This window comes from Novipirellula herctigrandis, assembly GCA_007859835.1.
GTDB classification, from domain to species: Bacteria; Planctomycetota; Planctomycetia; order Pirellulales; family Pirellulaceae; genus Novipirellula_A; species Novipirellula_A herctigrandis.
The window spans coordinates 779,172-800,662 of the sequence record SJPJ01000001.1 but is presented as its reverse complement, the minus strand read 5'-3'; the positions used below and the strand labels follow the sequence as shown (position 1 = coordinate 800,662).

The window sequence follows — 21,491 nt, the reverse complement described above, 5'->3', positions numbered from 1 at the left end:
GTACTGAATCAACGTTTGCCCCGCTGCCACGGTAGCTGTCTCTTTTCCGTTCGCGTTATCTTGACCACTTTTCGCACCGTAATGGATTCCTTCGACCTTCGCACGTCGGGGAAATGGATTGTACTCGCGTCGGTTGTCGGCATCGTCGCGGGGCTCGGGGCGATCATTTTCCAACTATTGGGCCAGATCGTCGTCCATTATTCGTTGACCCAGTTCGCGGGCTATACGCCTCCGGAGGCACAAGGCGAACACAGTATTTTCGAGCATACCACTGGGACCATGGTGCCGTGGATGGTCGTTTTGATCATGATGATTGGCGGATTGATTTCAGGGACTCTCATTTACATGTTTGCTCCCGAAGCAGAAGGTCACGGGACGGACGCTGCAATTGACGCGTTTCACAACAAGCGAGGCGTCATTCGAGGTCGCATTCCATTCATCAAAACGATTGCGTCCGCTATCACACTTGGCACCGGCGGCAGTGGCGGTCGCGAAGGACCGATCGCTCAAATTGGTGCTGGGTTTGGATCGTGGTTGGCGACGGTGTTGAAGCTTTCGCATCGAGATCGCCGAATCATGCTTGCCGCCGGAATGGGAGCGGGCGTCGGTGCGATTTTTCGGGCCCCCTTGGCAGGTGCCGTTTTTGCGGGCGAAATTCTTTACAGCGAAGCGGACCTTGAGGCTGACGTGATCGTTCCGGCGGCGACTGCATCGATTGTCGCCTACAGTGTTTTTACGCAATCGCTGCCGGTGGAAACTCGATTCATGCCCCTTTTTGGCGACACGCTTGACCACCCATTTAGTTCTCCGATCGAATTGATTCCCTACGCTGTTTTGGCGGCCGTGCTAACGGTTGTCGGAATGATCTATGTCCGAATCTTTTACGGTACCCATGATGTGTTCAAAAAGGTGCCGATTTTGCCCCATTTTCGCCCAGCGATTGGGGCCGGTTTGGCCGGATTGTTGGCAATGGGGCTGCTGCATCTGTTCGGTGGCGATATGCGAGTCCTGGCAACCTTGGGAACTGGCTACGGGACCCTGCAAACGGCACTGACTTCGGCGACGGAACTAGGAATTCCGTTACTATTAACGGTCGCATTCGCAAAAATCGCCACGACTTCGCTGACGATTAGCTCGGGCGGATCGGGCGGTGTTTTTGGTCCATCGATGGTGATTGGTGGATGTGTCGGGGCAGCGGTCGGTTTAGCGTTCCAACAAATTTGGCCGTCCGTCGTCACGGAGCCCGAAGCATTCGCTGTGGTGGGTATGGCTGGGTTCTTCGCAGGAGTCGCTCGAGCGCCAGTGTCGACGATTATCATGGTGCGCGCGATGACCGGCGACTTTGGGTTGCTGGTCCCGACGATGTTAGTAACGACGTTAACGTTTGTGACGAGCCAGCGTTGGACTCTCTATAAAAAGCAAGTTCCGACGCGAATGGATTCCAAGGCGCATCGAGGCGATTTTATCATCGACGTGCTCGAAGGGTTAATGGTCCGGGACGTATTCCGCAGCGACCGAAAGTTAATGCTGATCCACGAGGGAATGAAACTCGATGATATTGTGCACCGGTTGGCTCGCAATCATCAACACTATTTCCCCGTCATTGACGATGCTGGCGAAATCGTTGGGATCTTCACGGACAACGACGTGCGATCCTATTTGTACGACGATACGCTTTGGGAATTGGCGGTCGCGCGAGACGTGATGGTGACCGAATTCACCAGCGTTGCGCCTGACGACGATTTGAACACGGCGCTCAAGCGGTTTACGTCGATGAATGTGGACGAGTTGCCAGTGATTGACCCGAAGAACAAGAAGAAATTGCTCGGGATGGTCCGGCGTAAAGAAGTGATTGCGGCTTATAACCAACGGTTGATGGAACACAAAGAAGCCGCTGCGGAATAGTCACCGTTTCTTGATCCGACGGCGTTTGCCGAGAATCTCCGTGAGCTGGCAACATTGAGCTGGCAACATTGAGCTGGCAACATTGAGCTGGCAACGCAACTGCCGTTTGCTGTATCGCGGGCCTGTTGTGTAGTCGCACGTCTGTTTTAGTGTGACGGTCATGTTGGAACCGGCCGGGTAAGCGGCAAAAAAAAACGGCCCACTTTCGCGGGCCGTTTTCAATTTCTAATCGTATTTACTGGCGAATTACGCGTTCAGCTTCGACTCGAGTGACGCCAAGAACTCTGCCAATTCCTTAGGCAACTTCTCGCCAAACTTCGGATAATGGTTTGCCTTGATGTCGGCCACTTCTTTCTTCCAACCTTCAAGGTCGACCGAAAGTAGTTCGTCCATATCCTCTTGTTCAACACCTTCTGGCATGCTGATTTCGCCCTTCGCAGGCATCTTTCCAATCGGTGTATCGACTGTCTTTGCCTTGCCATCACAGCGGTTGAAGATGTACTCGAGGACTCGCGAATTTTCGCCGAAACCTGGCCATAGCCACTTGCCATCGTCGGTCTTGCGGAACCAGTTGACGAAGAAGACCTTCGGCAATTGGACGCCATCTTGCTTGCCAAGATCGATCCAGTGTTGGAAGTACTCGCCCATGTTGTAGCCACAGAATGGCAACATCGCCATTGGGTCGCGGCGAATCGTGCCCGCCTTGAGGTCCAATGCCGCTGCGGTTACTTCGGAACCGACGATCGAGCCCATGAAAGTACCGTGTGCCCAGCTATCAGCTTCGTGAACCAACGGGATTACCGAAGGACGGCGACCACCGAACAGGAATGCGTCGATCGGCACGCCCTTGGGGTCTTCCCAATTCGATGCGATCGAGGGGCAATTGGCTGCCTTGGCGGTGAAACGCGAGTTCGGGTGAGACGAAGGACCTTCGCTCTTGCCTTCTTCCCATTCGTTGCCCTTCCAATCGGTCAGCTTGCCAGGTGCAGGATAACCGATGTCTTCCCACCACACGTCGCCATCTTCGGTCAACGCGACATTTGTGAAGATCGTATCTTTTTCGATCGACTTCATCGCGTTCGGGTTCGAATGCATCGAGGTTCCTGGTGCAACACCAAAGAAACCGGCTTCAGGGTTGATCGCGTAAAGTTTGCCATCGTCGCCGAATTTCATCCAAGCGATGTCGTCGCCCACGGTTTCGACTTTCCAACCAGGAATTGTTGGAACCAGCATCGCCAAGTTGGTTTTACCACAAGCACTTGGGAACGCCGCAGCAACGTGCTTCTCAACGCCTTCGGGGCTGGTCAGTTTGAGGATCAGCATGTGCTCTGCCATCCAACCTTCGTCGCGAGCTTGTGCCGATGCGATGCGAAGAGCCAAGCACTTCTTGCCGAGCAATGCGTTTCCGCCGTAGCCCGATCCGTACGACCAAATCAGTCGCTCTTCGGGGAAGTGAGCAATGTACTTCTTGTCGAGCGGAGCACATGGCCACTGGCCGCCATCGTTTTCGCCTTCGGCAAGTGGTTTGCCGATCGAATGCAAACAAGGAATGTACTCGCCGGTTTCGCCAAGGACGTCAAGCACCTTGGTACCAACGCGAGTCATCGTGTGCATGTTCATCACGACGTAGGGGCTGTCGGTGACTTCAATACCGATCTTCGAGATGTCTGAACCGACCGGGCCCATCGAGAAAGGGATCACGTACATCGTACGTCCCTTCATGCAGCCCTTGTACAATTCCTTCATCGTTGCTTTGAGCTCGTTTGGGTCGATCCAATTGTTGGTCGGGCCAGCGGCTTCTTTGGTCTTCGTTGCGATGTAGGTACGGTTTTCAACGCGAGCGACGTCACTTGGGTCGCTGCGGAATAGCAAGCTGTTGGGGCGTTTCTTCAAGCGAACGGCCAAGCCTGCGTCGACCATGATGTCGGACATTTTCTGGTACTCGGCTTCCGATCCATCACACCAAACCACCGCGTCGGGGGTCATCATTTCGGCGCACTCATTGACCCAGTCAATAAGCTTCTTATTCTTGGTCGGTAAATTCATCTCTACTCCTGTTTAGGGTTTGATCTGCCACTATTAGCTGTTGGGCTGAAAATGGGGCGGTAGAAGAGGCGTGTACGGAAATTTTCCACACGTTCCCACCCGTTGAGCCCATATGGTAGGGACTCTTTGGTGCGTGCGCCAACGGTACAAGGCGCCGTTGGCAACCGGACATGCCGCCGATAGCCTCAAAGATAACATTTATGCTAGTGATTTCCCCCATACCTACTCGCCCCGAGACCTAAGTGCCTGGCGAAATTATTTCCGTACGCGGCTGTCGCGTCCATAATTTGCAAAATATTGACGTCGATCTTCCCCGTGGAAAATTGATAGCATTTTGCGGCGTTTCGGGTAGCGGCAAAACGTCGCTGGCTATTGATACGCTTTATGCAGAAGGGCAACGGGCGTACATCGAAAGTTTTTCTGCCTACACCCGTCAATTTCTCGCACGGCTCGATAAACCCGACTGTGATTCGATTGAAGGGATCCCGCCGGCGATCGCCGTTACCCGGGCTGGGGGCTCGCGAACCAACCGAAGTACCGTCGGAACGACGACCGAAATTGCCGACCATTTGCGATTGTTGTTCGCAAAAATTGGCGATTTGGTTTGTTATAGCTGTGGCCAACCGGTCGTCAATGATGACCCGGAGACCGTGGCCCAGGAAATCATTGCATTTCCTGATCGCACCCGCTGCATGATCGGATTTGGCGTCCATCTGGAAAGTCGCAAATCGGCGAGCGAAATCCTGCTCGGGCTTCAACAAGAAGGCTACCTGCGGCTCGTCGTTGGCAATCAAACTTTTCACCTGTCCGACGACGACCGCACCAAGCTAGCAAAGAAGGTTGGCAAAAACGGCATCGATTGTGTCGTCGTGGTCGATCGAATTGCTTCGGACGCAGAACTCTCGCGAGTGACCGAATCGCTTGAAACAGCGATGAACGAAGGGCATGGTCGGGCGGTCGTTCTCCGGGCGGTGGTCCTTGCCGAAGCGACCTCCTCAAACGCACCCAATCTCGTTGAAATCGATGGTAAATCGTGGATGCGCCGCACCATCAGCCGCGAAAAACGATGTGATACTTGCGACATTGACTACCCCGATCCCGTCCCACGGCTATTCAATTTCAACAATCCGCTTGGTGCCTGCGCGACGTGCGAAGGATTTGGCGACGTCGTTGATCTCGACATGGACTTGGTTGTCCCGGACAAATCGGTTTCATTAGCCGACGGAGCGATCGCGCCGTGGAATACACCCTCCTACGAACATGAAAAGTTCGAACTTTTGGCGCTCGCCGACGACTATCACCTTCCTACCGACGTTCCGTTTTCTAAACTCAGCAAAAAACAGCTCAAACTGATCCAAAAAGGAGTACCGGAGAGGAACTTTGGCGGCCTAGATGGCTTTTTTGCGTGGCTCGATCGAAAAAAATACAAAATGCACATTCGCATTTTCGCGTCGCGTTTCCGCAGTTACCGTCCCTGTCCCGATTGTGGCGGCAAACGGTTCAACCCACAGGCAATGGCATATCGAATCGCAAACAAGAACATCGCAGACGTTCTATCGATGCAAACGGATACCGCGGGGGACTTCTTTGCAAATCTAATCGCATCAGGCTCACAGCTGCTCGGCAGTTCACAATTGCTCGGCAAACGCGAAGCCAAAATCGCCGCGGAACCTCTATCACAAATTCGCGAACGGATTGGCTACCTACAAGCGGTCGGGCTCGGGTATTTGCAGCTCGACCGCACCCTCAGGACGCTTTCAGGTGGCGAAACCCAGCGAGTGGCGCTCACCGCTGCACTGGGCAGCAGCCTCGTCAACATGCTCTACGTTCTCGACGAACCGACTGCTGGTTTGCATCCCGCCGACGTCGATACGCTTGTCTCAGCGATCCTTGGGCTTCGTGACCGCGGCAACACGGTGATTGTTGTTGAACACGATGAAACCTTGATTCGAATGGCCGACCAAACCGTAGAGATCGGGCCGACCGCTGGCCGAATGGGGGGCAAAGTGGTCTTCCAAGGAACACCGAAACAGATGCTCCGACACAAAAAGAGCGTCACCGGCCAATTTCTCAGCGGTCGACGTGGGTGGACCCTGCGTGACCGCGAACCTCGTAAACCACGCGGCACCATCTCTTTGGAAGGAGCAACCGGACACAATCTAAAAGACGTCTCGGTTGATTTCCCTCTCGGGGTGCTTTGTCTTGTCACCGGCGTGTCAGGCAGCGGAAAAAGTTCGCTCGTTCAAGACACGCTTTATGGTGCGATCCGATCACGGAAATCGAACACCCCCACGCCTGCGCTGCCATTTCAAAACATCAAAGGGCTGAGCCAAATCGAAGAGTGTATGTTGATCGATCAATCGGCGATCAGCAAAAGTGCTCGTAGTTGCCCGGTAACGTACGTAAAAGCGTTTGACGCAATTCGAAAAGTCTTTGCCAACACGGTCGACGCGCGAACTCGCAATTATGGTGCCGGACACTTCAGTTTTAATAGTGCGCTCGGCCAATGCAGTGAATGTGACGGAGCGGGAATTCTGCAAATTGACATGCAATTCCTTGCCGACGTGACGATGCGATGCCCGTCGTGCCAAGGTTCGCGGTACCGTGACGAAATTTTGAAAGTTCGCTACCGTGATCGCACCATCGCGGATGTGTTGAACATGACCGTTCGCGAAGCAACGTCGTTTTTCCGTGGCGAGCAAAAAGTGCAAGAACGATTGAAACGATTGATCGATGTAGGCCTTGACTACATTACGCTCGGCCAACCAGGAACGACTCTATCGAGCGGCGAAGGTCAGCGATTAAAACTCGCCGCGTTTTTAGCTTCTGCATCGCGCCGGCGGACACTCTTTATTCTGGATGAGCCAACCACAGGATTGCATTTTGCCGATATTGTCCGGCTTGTCGATTGTTTTGATGCTCTGATTGCGGACGGACATTCGCTTATCGTCGTCGAACATAACGCAATGCTGATGCGAGCGGCCGATTACATTATCGATCTCGGGCCCGGCGCGGCCCAACACGGAGGCGAGGTGGTCGCAACGGGGAGCCCCACTGAATTGATGCAAGTCGCTGCAAGCGTGACCGGCAAAGTGCTCAAGCAGGCGTGAAGTGCTCAAGCAGGCGTGAAGTGCTCAAGCAGGCGTGAAGTGCTCACGCAGGCGTGAAGTGCTCACGCAGGCGTGAAGTGCTCAAGCAGGCGTGAAGTGCTCACGCAGGCGTGACCGGTGACGCAACGAGTGACGTCTAGGGAACCACCTGCACGACGCTGCCCGGTTGCAATTTGTCGCTTGGATACTGAATCACTCGATCGCCCTCTTCGAGGCCCTTTAAGACTTGCGTACGAGATTCATTTTGCAGTCCGATTTCGACTGGCCTCAACATCGATTTGCCATTGACCACGGCTAACACGTGCCACCGCCGGTCGCTGCGAAACAGGGCGCTGTTGGGAATCAATAGTGCCTTTTCAAGCTGATTGACTGTAATCCTCGCTTCCACCCGGTAGCCGTCCCCGAGTGAGGCGATACGATCGGGTGGTTCATTGAAATCGGCGATCACGTTGACCCGTTGTTCCTCGACGCCGAGTGACGATATTTTCGTAAACGCGCCTGGTTCGACGACACGCACATGGCCCGTCAAAGGTGAACCGCCACCCCAATGTTCGATCGTCACTTCCGCACCGTTTTGGATTTTGACCGCGTCGGTCGACAAAACATCAATCTCCATTTCCAAGTTGCTTGGATCGCCAAGTTCAATGAGCGGTGCGCCGACGGCGACGACTGTCGAACTTTCTTGGAACACACGCAAAACTCGCCCCGAAATGGGCGAGAAAATCTCGAACGGTTCGACGTTTACCTCCGTGGTATCGTCCCCGAATTGATCCAATGCTGCTTTGGCCATCTTCAATTCGAAGTTCGCAATTTCAGAGTCAAACGACGCGGTTTCGATGCCCTGAGCAGCGGAGAGCATATCCGATTTGGCAATGTCATATTCTACTTGGGATATCGCGCCTTGCGGCCGAAGTTGTTCCGCACGATTAAGTGTCGATTCACTCAAATCGAGGTCAATCTTCGCCTGACGTTCTCGCGATTGTGCTCTTAAAACAGCCGATTCGGCTGCTTGCACCCGAGCACTCGCTTCGGCTCGCGTGCGCTTGTCCAAAATCGCAGGATCACTCGGCAAAATCACCGCCAGCAGAGTTTTTTCGGTGATGAAATCGCCTTCGTTCAATTCGATCCGCGACAAACGTCCCGACACGGGCGCTGACACTGTGTATTTTTCGCGTATCCGCGTTTTGCCATCTTCTTGGACCGTTACTCGTAGAGCTCCGATTTGTGCAGAAGTGGCTTGGACATCGATCGGCTTGGGGAACATCGCCAAAACGCCGACCATCGCCAGCGCTATCAGCAGGGTTCCCCACAGTAAAGTCTTTAGCGAAAACCTCATTTTCAATCTCTCGTCTTCAAGACGCCTATCAAATCCAAATGTTGCACTTGTCGTTGTACCAGACCCGCTGAGAAAATGGTTGCCAGCACCACAATACCGGCGGCCATCATGTAGGTTTCTCGATTGATTACCAATGGAACGCGGTAGTTTTCGGTGTCCAGTCCGGCGATCATAATCCCCGCCAACCCGTAACCGATCATAAAGCCTATCGGGATCGCCAATACCGTGAAAATGAATATTTCCCCAAGTAGCACTGTCGATACTTCACGGGTCGAAAAACCGACGACTCGCATCGTCGCCAAGTCGCGACTTCGTTCGGAAAGGGATATCCGAGCGGTGTTATACACGACGCCGATCGCGATGATTGCAGCAAAAATGACGATGATCGACCGCATCACCAAGATGTTCTCCGCCACGGTGTTCTCAAAACTTTGCATCATGGCATCCTTGATTGTCACACTGCCGACACCCGGTCGTTGTTCTAGTTCCGTGAAGACTTGGTCCATCGAATTGGGGTCGACTTTTAAAAAGGCACCAGATGCGACTTTCGACTCGAGCAAAGCGGCATGTAAACGCTGCTTGTTCATATAAGCGTTCACTCCCGTATACTCTTCAACGATCGCGGAAACTTCCAATGTCAAAATGGGGCGTTTGTCTTCCAAGACCTCGACGATTACCTCATCGCCAACGCGAACGCCAAGTAATTTGGCTAGCTTCGTATTGAGCATGATCCCAAAATCGGGGACCCGGACGACTCTCTCCTTGGCGTCGAGTAAACGAAAAAGTTCTGCTTCCGGCTCGATGCCCATGATGCCGACGCGGCGCGATCGGTTCTGGAATCGAATGCGTGTTGCCACCGCTCGCATTGTCTCGCTCTGCAAAACCCCAGCCAAGGTTTGCACTTCGTACATGACCGACTCGGTTGCTGGTTCGACGAACGTTACCGTCAAATCTTGTCGTTGAGCCATTCGAAATTGGAAATCCATCATGTAGTTCATCGCATCGAGGGAAAAGTTGCCCAAGATCATGATGGCGACGGCCATGGCGATACCGATGACGGACAAGAACGCTTTGATGGGCCGTCTGGACAAATTGCGAACAACCATTCGCATTTCGGGTGCGAGAGCGTGTTTCGGAAGCATTCGCTCAATGATCGAAAGCCGAAAACTCGGTGGCGGTTCGGGACGCATTGCTTCGGCGGGCGGTAACCGTACCGCACCGCGAACCGAGACATACGTTCCTAGAAGTGCCGCTGAGAATGTCAACAAGAACCCTACCGCGACGGCAAAAAAGTTGATTTGCAATTCGAGTGACGGAAACTTGTAGAATTCCTCGTACATTCCCATCATTCCGTTTCCCATCCAAAAGCCGAATAGCGTTCCGGCAATCGTGGCGGTAACCGTAATCAACAAAACGAGGTTCAGGTAATGGACGCCGACTTCGAGGTTGGTATAGCCAAACGCCTTGAGTGCCGCAATTTGTTCGCGTTGTTGGACGATGATCCGCGAAACGGCAATATTGAGCAAAAAGGCCGCGACGCCTAGGAAAATCGCGGGCGCAATGATGGCCATGCCGCGAAGTTGACTCAATTCGTCACTAAGGTATTGGTGCGACAAGTGCTCGCTTCGGTCATAGGCCCCGATGCTGCCGAAGGGTGTCAGCAACCGATCCAAGTCCTCGATAACCGCGTCGACGTTGTTGCCGTACGCTAACCGCACGGTAACGCTATTGAACGCACCGGTCATGTCAAAGGCAGCCTCCAGATCACGTTCGCTGACCCAAAAGATGCCGAAGCGTTTGTCATCGGGCAGCATTGCTCCGGGTTGAACTTGGATCACGTATTCCGGTGACAGGGCAATGCCGACGATTTTGAAGGATTGTGATTTACCGTTTAGGATTGCGCGGACTTCGTCGCCGGGGAGAAAGTGGTGCGCTTTGGCGAACACATCGGAAACAACCACTTCGCCCGATCGGTCTGGCTGAAGCATTCGTCCACGTTTGATGTACAGGTGGTTGAGGACCGTTTGACCCGCGTCGGGAACGCTGATCAACCGAGCGGTCGCCGGTTCGGTCATCTCGGGAACGTCAAGCAGGACGTCGTAGACCAATCGTGTTTCAACCGTAGCGACGCCTGTGATTTCGCGAAGTCGCGGCAGCATCGCGTTCGGTGTCCGTTGAGTCGATGAAAAGACATCCGCAAAACGATAATCGCGATAAAATTTGTCTTTCGAAGTGGTTAGCGACTGGTACGCGCACATCGACATCACAAACGTCGCGACACCCGTTGCAATGACCGTGAAAATTGCAGTGGCTTGGCCACGCAATTGATACAAGTCACGGAGCAATTTACGGTCAAGTTTTTTCAATGGGGATCAAGCTGACGTTGGAGTTTTCCCATCAGGGTGTGTCCATGCTCGTAAGGTGAACGGCATCGGAAATGGCCCGACAACCGAAATTCGACATTTTTGATTTAGACGATCCTTACCCTTACCACGATAACACGTTGGCTTGGATTTTGGTCGTATTCTTCTCGACTCCTGCGATTTGTCCGTTCGACAAAGAGATCACTCGATCGGCCATTTTGGCAATTTCAGCATTATGGGTAATCACAGCCGTTGTGGTGCCAAGTTTGCGGTTGATCAAGGCAATCGCCTCCAACACGACGATCCCGGTTTTTACATCAAGTGCTCCGGTCGGTTCATCACAAAGCAAGACGTCGGGATTCTTGGCAATTGCCCGAGCAATGGCCACACGCTGTTGCTCGCCACCCGAAAGCTGAGCCGGAAAATGGTCGGCCCGCTCACGCAGATCGACAAGATCAAGTGCATCAAGTGAGTCCATTGGGGAATCGGCGATCTCGGTGATTAGCTCGACGTTTTCCCGTGCTGTTAAACTAGGGATCAAATTGTAGAACTGAAACACGAACCCGACATGATCGCGGCGATAGCGAGTCAGCATGCCTTGGTCGCTGGCGGTCAATTCATTGTCCAGGTAATGGACCGTCCCTGATGTGGGCACATCGAGGCCGCCTAGAATGTTCAACAAAGTCGACTTCCCGCTGCCCGATGCGCCAAGCAAAACGACGAACTCGCCTTCGAACAACTCCAAGCTCACGCCGCGAAGCGCACGCACTTGGACTTCACCCATTTGGTAGGTCTTGGTGATGTCGACGGCGCGAAAAACAGCGGTCTTGGTCATGGGATTTCCTAAGCTGCCTTCGCGCTCCCTAGCAGAGGGCGAATCAATTCATCGTCACGTTGCTAACGGAATCCTACGTGATAGATTCGTCGGCCAAGGTGAATTCTGCGCCCGCTACAATCCGAACCCAATCGGGAACAAGCACGAATCATCTTGTTTGGTGGAATTCAACGGAATTTGATCCACCGAACTTGGCCATGTGATCGACAGTTTTCCGGTTGGTTTGTAATCTCCAAACAGAACATCCGCCACACCTTGGCCTTCGGTTCCCGGCAACCATGCAGCAATAAATGCGTCGGCAGCATCGAGCGTATCGTTGATGATCAGCGGGCGTCCCGAAACCAACACGACAACCATTGGTGTCCCAGACGCTGTGACATTTTTGATCGTCGCTACGTCCTCGGGATCAAGAACAAGTTCCGCGCTGTCGCCCATGAATTCGGCGTACGGTTTCTCACCAATGACGACGATGGCCACATCCGCATCGGCCGCATCTTTGCCGTCTTCCGAGAAAGTCACATCGGCGGCGTCTGCGGCCGTGCTGCGAATTGCTTCGACAATCGTCGTGCCGCCCGTGGTCACTTCGCCCGACTTGCCTTGCCAATCAATCGTCCAGCCTCCGCATTGGTTGCCAATGTCGTCGGCACATTTGCCTGCGACACAAATTTTCGTTGCGCCCTTTGCAATCGGGAACGCCTTGCCATTGTCTTTTAACAGAACAAGCGACTTTTGGACGGCCCGGCGAGCGACATCACGATGCGCTGCGGATCCGAACGCTTCCTGTAACGCGGGATCGGCTTCGGGCGAGTAGTCATCGTCGAGTAAACCCATCGCACATTTGACTCGCAAGATTCGCGTCACCGCATCGTCGATACGCGACATGGGAACGCGTCCTTCGTTGACCAATTCTTCGAGAAACTTGGTGAAGTTTGCATAGTTGCTCGGTACCATCACCATGTCCATGCCGGCGTTGATCGACTGTTCGATCGCCTCTTTGTAGTCGGGCGTCACTTGGTCGATGGCGTTGTAATCGGAAATCAGGAATCCTTCGAAACCGAGTTCCCCTTTTAGGACATCCGTCATTAAATACTTGTGCCCTGACATCTTTTTTCCATTCCAACTGCTGTAGGACGGCATGATGGTTCCAACGCCGGCATCGACTGCGGCGTAGTAAGGAAACAAATGCATGCGTCGGACCATTTCTTCGTCACCTTGCATATCACCTTGGTCAAGCAAACCATCGGCATGGCCTGTTCCGGGACGCGTGCCACCATCGCCAAGAAAATGCTTTGCACAACCGAGCACCCTCTGTGGATCATCGCTAAGTCGTGGACCTTGAAGGCCGAAGACCGCTGCTTCGCCTAGCTCTGAGGCAATCTTTGGATCTTCTGAGTAGCCTTCATAGGTCCGTCCCCAACGCTCGTCTTGTGGGACGGTGATGCAGGGAGCAAAGGTCCACTCGATACCGGTGGCACGAACCTCCTTGGCCGTGATCTCCGAAATTTCCCTAATCAACTCCGGATCGCCAGTACAACCTAAACCAAGATTGTGTGGGAAGATGACGGCTCCAATGACATTGTTGTGTCCATGCACGGCGTCGACACCGTACAGAAGTGGAATGCCAAGTCGTGTGCTCATCGCCTGTTTTTGACAGCGAAGGTAAAGCGCGGTCCACGCTTCGAGTGTATTGCCGTCCTGAGGATCTGAATTTCCGCCGGAAAGGATCGATCCAACGAAGAAGGTTTCGATATCCGTCTCGGATTGGAGTGAATCTTGATCAGGCTGAGTCATCTGGCCGATCTTTTCCTGCAGCGTCATCTTCGCTAGCAGCGGCTTGATTTGCTCGTCATAGGCCGACAACTTCTTTGCGGCGGACGTCGCATCCGCCGTCGGCGATTCACCCAGCGCGGCGGTTGTGGAACTCAGAGCAAAGACCACGGAGAATATTCGAATTGCAGTTCGCATAGTGGGCACTCTTGATGTTGTTATGGGAAAAATGAGGAGTCAGTTCGGATGATTAAATGTTCAGTCTACCTGAATGACTCGTAAATTTGTTGAAATTGGAATGCTTTTTGTTTCTCGTCGTGCAAATGAGAAATGTTCTCAATTGACGGGAAAAACCAGTTGTATTCTATCGTTCTGTGGCGAGGGACCGAGCGTGTAGGAAAAAATTTCGGCTAGACACGTGCTCCCCCTTTCTGCGAAACCCTATTCGGTAATATCTGTTCGCAAATTGAGCTGTGGGAACCGTTTGATGGCCGATTCGACTCCAACCAAATATGCAACGCTTCGCGATGGCTTTGCAGCGACCAGGGAACTGATAATCGTTTTGGCGATGTTAGCTCTATTGGTGACGCCAGAAACGGTTCGCGACATCCTTAACGATGCCGGAATTCGTTCCTTTGCCGGCGTTGAATTCGACGAAGAAACATTGCAGGATGTCGAACAGGCCAGCGCCCGAGTTGCAGAATTGGAACAACAGCTTGCTCTCGCTCAACAGCAAATCAATATCGTTTCACAATCAGGCGAGGTGCGAGCGGATCCGCGTTTGGGGTCAATTTCAAAAATACTCTCCGATGCGCGAAGCAAAGTGGCAAAAACCGGGAAGGATCTCGACGACGCAAAAGGCAAACAGATGGAGTTATGGGAAAAAGCTGGCAGGCCGCAGCGCAGCGCCCACGTCAACCCAATCCGAGCCGCCGATTCGCAGCCAATCCAGCAAGCACTCGTACCACCCGAAGTGCTTTTTCAGCGATAACGCCGTATGATGTGCTTTCGGATTTCCGGTTGCGTACGGTGTAGACACTCGCAATCTAGGCAACACTCGAAGGTGGAAACGGATGGAAAACGCTGCGCGACTTGGGCTGTTTGTTTGTTTCATCTACGTGCTTAATGCGCCGTTGCAGGCCCAGCAGCAGGGCGAAGTTAGTCCAGGAGACCAACTTGAGCGAAACGACTTTCTAGATGTTACTAAAACACCGTATTTTGCGGACCCAACCGGCCACACTGATGCAACCACTACGATCCAAAGGGCCGTCAATGACGCGCGGGATCATGGCGTGGCATGTTACTTTCCCAGTGGAACGTATTTGATTTCGGATACGATTTCTTGTCAGCAGAAAGTGACGAAGCTCAATCAGCCTCGATCCACCGATGGCAGAACGCAGCACTATTGGAACCAACCGAATCGGATTGTATTGCTCGGTTCAACCAAGGGTGAACGACCAATTCTTAAGTTGTCTGAGAAGGCTAAAGGCTTTGACGATCCACAGAACCCTAAACTCGCAGTTTGGGTGTGGGCGCAAACTCGCGACGACGCGCCGGGCAAAATGGAACCGATGTGGGGGAAAGAGCAACCCAATATTTCGTTCAGCCATGTCTTTAAAGGGATCGACATTGATGTTCGTGGACATTCCGGAGCGATCGGGATTCGGCATAGCGGCTCACAAGGGTCAACACTTCAAGATGTCACGGTGCACGCAGAGGGTGCGTACGCGGGACTCAGTAACTGTTGTGGTCAAGGCGGAGGAACTTACAACATCGAAGTGATTGGTGGACGGTACGGCATTACGATTGATCGCGGTAGCCGTTTTCCGCTTCTGGTTGCATGTAACTTCCGAAACCAGACTGATGCCTCGGTAAGGTTTGCGGACCGCAATCAAATGCCGACGCTGTTGGTGGGATGCTGTTTGAAAACGACAAGCGACAGAGCAATCGACATGACGAAGCGTTCCGGTGGCGCAGGAATTAGTTTGGTCGATTGTGTCGTCGAAGTCGAAACCGGTGGCAGCGTGTGCGCTACAAGGCAAGCGGAAAATATCTTTTTGGAAGATGTTTGGGTCTCGAAAGCAAATGCGGTTTTCAAGACGGGAAAATCCCTTCCGAATGAACGCCCTTGGATACGTATCAAACGATACAGTTCGTCGCTTGCTGATGCTGTTCGGCTTGTCAATGGCATGAAGGGTTCTGGTGAGATGCTTGACTGCGCATTGGGACCGGGCGTTCCTGACATCGAGCAGATTCGTGATCGCCACATCGCCACTTATCCCTCATTTGAAGATTCGGATTGCGTGAATGTGAAAGACTTTGGTGCCAAAGGTGATGGTGTTACGAATGATCGCATCGCGTTTGAAAATGCGATTGTCCAAAGCAAGAAAGTGTTCGTGCCACCCGGGAAATACCAATTAACAGGCACGCTACAACTTCGAACGGATACGCAACTATTCGGTGTTGCAGGAGGAATTACCTCAATCGGCGACCATGCGATTCAGGAACGTTCCAACCGTGTTAGCAACGCGGGCGCGTTCATGATCGTCACCGCAGACAACCCGGATGCGAGTCCGTTGATTGCGTTTTTGTCGATTCGCGGCCAAATCGCGTGGAACAGCGGGAAAGGCACTTGCATGTTGGCGCCCGCGAAAATGAGGGTATCCAAAAATGGTGGTGGCCGAATCTACGGCGCGATGGCACGCGGCGGTCCGATGATTATCAGTGGCACGGCGCAGCCACTTTCGTTCTACGCTCTGAACGTTGAGCGGGTGGGGCATGACCCTCAATCAACATTCGATGGGTGCACGCATATTCGAATCTATTTCTTTAAGGTGGAAGCCGGCACCGTCAACCGTGCGGAACATCCGGACGCTAACACCACTTGTCGCATCATCCGTTGTAGTGATGTTCGCGTGTACTGCATGAACGGAGTCGTGCGGCACATGAAAGATCGACCGATGATCGAAGTGATAGATAGCGACGATATTCAAATCTCGCAGTTGCAGACGTTTAGTCCTGGTGACTTCGCTCATTTGATGGAGACGCGCGGTGAGCATCGGTTTACGTTGCCCTCTTCAAAAATGTGTTCTTTGTTCATTCGCGGAAATGAGCATGTGGAACCAGCGGTGCCCGTTGCTCCTTAGATTGCGTGATTCCGATTGCCTGATTCTTACCTCAGGAGCGAGAAATGGCGACTGCGATATTGGGTGGGAGCGGTATGCCAAGAAACGAGGCATTGGGAACAGGCAAAGCGAGTTTCCGGAAAGCGAGTTGCCCCGATGTCTAGTCGCTATGGGCTAATTTGCGTGGCGATTGTGTTCAATATTGCACGTTTTTTGCGTGTTTTTGATCATCATCGCAGCTGTTCCCGTATCGCATATCCGAATTGCCAATGTTCTCGAACGCCTTCATGTGATCCGCTGTTAATTTTTAGCGCTTTTCTGCCTAGCCTTCTCGTGAATGTGGATCATGATGGTGTTTCCGAGCGGGGGTTTGGGCTGCGCTGGATAGGGGACCTGCGGTGCCGACCTTCGTCGTTACAGCCGTGACGCCATGGACTTCGGGAAAACAATCGGCGGCAGTCGATCGTTTGTGGACACCGCATTGGCTGGTGCCGTCCTGCTTCCTTTCCGAGGTTTGGTGGTGTTAGGCGAAATGTTGGTTTCTCGCTAATGGTCTTATAACAATAGGATATGAATTCTTGATTGACATCCGCTCCCGCTCCCGCTCCAGCTACCTCCTGCTGACCGGTTCGACGGGCCTGTTGGGTGAATACTTGATCAGGGATTTGCTTCAGCGAGGTGTCCTATTGGCTGTTGTTGCGCGCCCATCGCCAATCGCTTCGGCGGCCCAGCGAATCGATGCGATTTGTCATCGCTGGCAACGTGTCCGTGGGCAAGCATTGCCGCGACCGGTCGTGTTGGAAGGCCATTTGGACAAGCCGGGTTGGGGTTTGTCGGCGGATCAACACCGCTGGATTGAAACCAATTGTGACGCGCTGCTGCACAACGCGGCCAGTTTGCAATTTGTCGCCGAGTCACGCGAAGGTGAGCCCTGGCTGACCAATATGCACGGCACCGAGCGAATGTTGGAATTGTGCGAGCGTTGGAAGATCGCCGAGTTGCATCACATCAGTACGGCTTATGTTTGTGGTCGACGTACCGGCATCATACGAGAAACGGAACTCGACCAGGGGCAACAATTTGGCAACGACTACGAGGCGAGCAAGTGTGCATCGGAGTTGATGGTCCGTTCAGCATCGGATCGTTTCAAAAGTGTGACGGTTCATCGCCCGGCGATCATCACGGGCGATTACCACACAGGTTACACAAGCACGTTTCACGGACTGTACGCACCGCTGAAGATCGCCGCAAGCTTGCTGTACCAAACGCCGTTGATGGAGGTGTCAGAAAGCACGCTTGTGAAAACCTTGGACTTGTCGGGGAGTGAAGAGAAGAATTTTGTTTCGGTCGATTGGGTTAGCGAAGTGATCAGCAGCATTGTCTGTGACCGTTCGCTGCACAATCAAACTTATCATTTGACGGCTGAGTATCGAACCAACTGCCAAACGTTGGCGAACGTGATGCACGAAACATTTGCCGAGCACGCGATGGAAATTCTAGTAAAGGAAATTGAAAAGGCGGCTGCCTCGCCAGGGCGTCAAAACAAGAATTCATCCTTGCCGACGCTAAGTCTTGAAGGGCTTCAATCGGCTTTTCGAGAGCAGATGGAGATTTACCAGGCCTATTGGCGTAGCGATCCCGTTTTTGATCGATCAAATCTAAACGCCGCATTACCTTATTTGGCTCCGCCGCCAATCGATGCCGACAGTATTAGGCGTCTATGCCGGTTTGCACTCAAGAGCAATTTCGGGTGGCCCAAACCACCGATCACCACACCCAAGTTTTTGGCAGGTGATTTGTTGCAAGATCATGGATTTGCAAAACCGGCCGCGAACAAGTCGAACCGAATCACCACCATTGAAACCGACTCGGTCGCCGATTTGAACTTGCGCGTTCTCGGGGATGGTGGCGGCGACTATGCCGTCCAATTTGGCTCGCGTGGGGACGACGATGCGTGGGTGAACGTTGGATTCGATATTCGCCAAGGAGCACGATGTACGTTGTCCGCCGCGACGCTGCGGCGGTTGGTTGACGGAGAATTGAGTTTGGGGGCTGCCGTTTCGAGGGGGGCTGTGGTGATAGGGAACAAGTGTGCATTCAAAGCTGTTTCGGCTGGAAAATCCAATGACAATTCGCCACGTGTTTGCAAAACGGATTTTGTCAAGGAAATGATGGAGCGTTGGATTAACGTGTTGTCTAGCCAGACAGCCAACCCCATTTCCTCGATTCCCAGGTAGACATCGAACCAATGTCGACGCAGGACTTTGACGCACAGGCCGAGCCGATCGTGGTGATTGGACGGGGTTGTCGTTTGCCAGGGGCTTCAGGGCTTGATGCTTACTGGGATTTGATCCTTTCGGGAGGTTGTACTCAGACGAAGCTTCCCGACGATCGTTTGGATCGCGACCTGCTGTTTAGCCCTGAAAAAGGCAAGCAGAACAAAACGTATGCCGACATTGGTTGTCTCGTCGATCTGCCAAATTTGCGAACGTCCGATTGTCGTTTGCCCTATGGCTTAAAGACGCACCCCGAAACGACCTATGCCACCTTAGCCTCGGTCGCCTTCGATACCGTTGACGACGCGGGACTCGATCCGCTCGATCTTCCCCACGACAACGTCGGCGTATTCATCGGCCACACTCGTGCAAGCAGTTTGGCAGGCGATATCGCGTTTGCCAACTACATCGGACAAGCCGCTTCGCTATTGGATCAAGTTTGCGGCGAATCAAAATTGCCACTTAGAGGATTGAGTTCCGATCGACTGAAACAACTGAAGCAGGATTTGGTCGATCAGGTACGGCGTGATTACCCGAATCAATCGAGTCACCCGCTAGGGGCCAGTTGTAGTGCTCGGGCGGTCAGCGATGCGCTTCGCGTTACAGGACCGACGATGTCGTTCAATGCAGCGTGTGCTTCGTCGACTCATGCATTGATCCAAGCGGTGCGATCACTCCAAACGGGTCGGATCGACATGGCAATCGCTGGCGGCGCGTCCTATTGCCATAGTGATTCCCTTGTCCTTTTTTCTAAAGCACAATCATTGTCGGCAAGTCGCACGCGACCATGGGATAGTGAAGCCGATGGATTAGTCATTGGCGAAGGTTATGTCACTTTGTTGCTGTGCCGACAATCGACCGCTCGTCGGCTCGGATGTCAGGTGCATGGCGTCATTCGCGGGCTTGGTCTTTCCTCGGACGGCAAGGGCAAGAGCCTTTGGGCACCTCGAAAAGAAGGGCAAGTTTTGGCGATCGGGCGTGCCTATCGTGGTGATCTTCAGCGATCCGATGTCGGATACATCGAGGCTCATGCGACAAGTACCCAAGTCGGTGACGCGACCGAAATCAGTGCATTGGCAGAAAGTTACCAATGCGAATTGCCACCCGGAATACGGATTCCGATAGGAAGCGTGAAGGCGAACATCGGTCACACACTCGAAACCGCAGGCATCGCGGGACTATTAAAGTGTATGTTGGCGATGGAACGCGAAACAATCCCTCCGGTAACTCATGTTGCAACACGTAATCCCAAGATTGATTGGGACAATATTCCTTTCGAGTTGCCTGCTGAATCACGTCCCTGGAAAGCAAACAATCAAGGGTGGTTGGCGGGGGTGAATGCGTTTGGAATCGGTGGCCTAAACACGCATGTCGTGGTCCAACGTCCTTTGAAAGACGGACGGGGCGTTGAAAAAGCATCTGCGCCAATCGAGCCCCGCCGAGAAGCCATCGCAGTGATCGGTGTCGGTTGCATTCTTCCAGGTCCAAGCGACGCCAACGGGATGGCTGCGTTTTGGAAGCGATTGATGGAACATGCATCTGCGATCGTCCCTTTGCCAAAGGATCGTTGGAACGGTGACGCCTACCCGACATCGCCTTCACCAAGCGGATTTGATGTCCGCAGCCGACTTGGTGGCGTCGTTCAAGACTACCAATACGATTGGCGACGGCATCGTGTACCGCCTAAACAAATCGCGAATGCCAGTCCACTGCAATTTATGATTTTGGACGCCGTTGATGAAGCTTGCCACGATGCGGGCATCACTTGGACTGATTCGCTCCGGCAATCTTGTGGTGTATTGACGGGCACCACTTTCGGAGGCGAATTTGCCAACCAGCTTCAAATGGGATTGCGACTGCCTGAATTGAAAAAACGGATCGGCGGACTCTTGGAGGACGAAGGGTTGTCGGCTCCGCAACAGCAAGAGTTTCTTGATCGGTTCGCCGAGGTTTTGCTCAAAGAAATGCCCGCGCTTTTGGACGAAACGGGTAGCTTCACCAGCAGCTCGCTAGCGTCACGCATTACAAAGAGCCTGAATTTGATGGGGGGGGCAGCCGCTGTCGATTCTGGACACGGATCATCGGGCGCCGCGATACTTTGTTGTGTCGATCAATTGGTTTGTGGCGACAACGATTTGATGATTTGTATTGGTGCGCAACAAGACCTCGGGCCGTCGCGATACGTTGGGATGACCCGCGCGGGAATCTTGGGCGACCAAGATGGCACCGATGGCATCTTTCCGGGCGAAGGATGTGTTGTGTTGATTCTCGAACGCGAACGAGATGCGATTAAGAACGGGCATCCAATTCGTGCGGTGATCCAAGATATCGCAGCGGGCTATGTGACAAAGTCTCCTCAAGCATCGTTGGCGTTAACGATGGAGCGACTTGTTGCGGAGCATCCCGAACAGAAAGTCGCGGTGGATCATGTCGAATTTGCGAATTCAACCCACGCCTCGCTTCATGCCGAGGCTTCCGCAGCGGTCCGCTGGTCACTGCGTGATCACAACCGATCGGTGCCTGCTGCTGAACACGATGCAAGTCAACTTGTTGGGCATCTGGCAGGAGGCTCGATGGCCGTTTCCGCGCTTGCTTCGATGCCAGAAAAAGTATCATCCAACCAATCGCCCGACAAACCGAGAGATTTCTGTGCCGGATCCAAGCGGATCATCATCGGTGGTGGAATAGACGATCCCAGCTTCCAAGTGTTATTGAGAGACCAATAGAC

At 53.2% G+C, this 21,491-nt stretch carries 11 protein-coding genes; 6 read left to right on the top strand and 5 right to left on the bottom strand.

All coding sequences use genetic code 11. The features are described 5' to 3' along the window. The first annotated feature begins 81 nt into the window (after positions 1-81). Positions 82-1,905: a chloride channel protein gene (locus CA13_RS02655; protein ID WP_146394475.1), complete on the top strand. Its 1,824-nt coding sequence runs from the start codon at positions 82-84 to the stop codon at positions 1,903-1,905. Between the two features lie 246 nt (positions 1,906-2,151). Here the strand turns inward: CA13_RS02655 and CA13_RS02650 are convergent, their stop codons facing one another. Beyond that, positions 2,152-3,951, bottom strand: a complete 1,800-nt coding sequence (locus CA13_RS02650) for a phosphoenolpyruvate carboxykinase (GTP) (RefSeq protein WP_146394474.1) — start codon at positions 3,949-3,951, stop codon at positions 2,152-2,154. 242 nt (positions 3,952-4,193) lie between these two features. Between CA13_RS02650 and uvrA the strand changes: the two genes are divergently transcribed. After that, complete coding sequence (gene uvrA / locus CA13_RS02645; protein ID WP_146394473.1) at positions 4,194-7,061, top strand: excinuclease ABC subunit UvrA; 2,868 nt, start codon at positions 4,194-4,196, stop codon at positions 7,059-7,061. Between the two features lie 136 nt (positions 7,062-7,197). Here uvrA and CA13_RS02640 read toward each other — a convergent pair whose 3' ends face one another. The 4 genes from CA13_RS02640 to CA13_RS02625 all read right to left on the bottom strand — a co-directional run bounded on the left by CA13_RS02640 (position 7,198) and on the right by CA13_RS02625 (position 13,560). Beyond that, positions 7,198-8,397 (bottom strand): efflux RND transporter periplasmic adaptor subunit, encoded by a 1,200-nt coding sequence (locus CA13_RS02640; protein ID WP_146394472.1) that lies wholly within the window; start codon positions 8,395-8,397, stop codon positions 7,198-7,200. Between the two features lie 2 nt (positions 8,398-8,399). After that, a complete protein-coding gene (locus tag CA13_RS02635) occupies positions 8,400-10,763 on the bottom strand; it encodes an FtsX-like permease family protein (RefSeq protein ID WP_146394471.1) in 2,364 nt (787 codons plus the stop codon). A gap of 121 nt (positions 10,764-10,884) precedes the next feature. Beyond that, entirely contained in the window at positions 10,885-11,595 is a 711-nt protein-coding gene (locus tag CA13_RS02630) for an ABC transporter ATP-binding protein (protein ID WP_146394470.1), read from the bottom strand. Between the two features lie 114 nt (positions 11,596-11,709). After that, positions 11,710-13,560 carry a glycoside hydrolase family 3 protein gene (locus tag CA13_RS02625; protein WP_146394469.1) on the bottom strand — a complete coding sequence of 617 codons (1,851 nt, stop codon included), beginning with the start codon at positions 13,558-13,560 and terminating at the stop codon, positions 11,710-11,712. 289 nt (positions 13,561-13,849) lie between these two features. Here CA13_RS02625 and CA13_RS02620 point away from each other — a divergent pair, with 289 nt between their 5' ends. The 4 genes from CA13_RS02620 (at position 13,850) to CA13_RS02605 (ending at position 21,489) form a co-directional block, all read left to right on the top strand. Continuing rightward, positions 13,850-14,353, top strand: a complete 504-nt coding sequence (locus CA13_RS02620; protein ID WP_146394468.1) for a hypothetical protein — start codon at positions 13,850-13,852, stop codon at positions 14,351-14,353. An 82-nt stretch (positions 14,354-14,435) separates the two neighbouring features. Next, the gene (locus CA13_RS02615) at positions 14,436-16,508 is read left to right on the top strand and encodes a glycosyl hydrolase family 28-related protein (protein WP_146394467.1); all 2,073 of its coding nucleotides are present in this window, start codon (positions 14,436-14,438) and stop codon (positions 16,506-16,508) included. 557 nt (positions 16,509-17,065) lie between these two features. Then, positions 17,066-18,724, top strand: coding sequence for an SDR family oxidoreductase (locus CA13_RS02610; RefSeq protein ID WP_419193854.1), 1,659 nt, complete (start codon positions 17,066-17,068; stop codon positions 18,722-18,724). 11 nt (positions 18,725-18,735) lie between these two features. Then, a complete protein-coding gene (locus CA13_RS02605; RefSeq protein ID WP_146394465.1) occupies positions 18,736-21,489 on the top strand; it encodes a beta-ketoacyl synthase N-terminal-like domain-containing protein in 2,754 nt (917 codons plus the stop codon). The last annotated feature ends 2 nt before the right edge of the window (positions 21,490-21,491 follow it).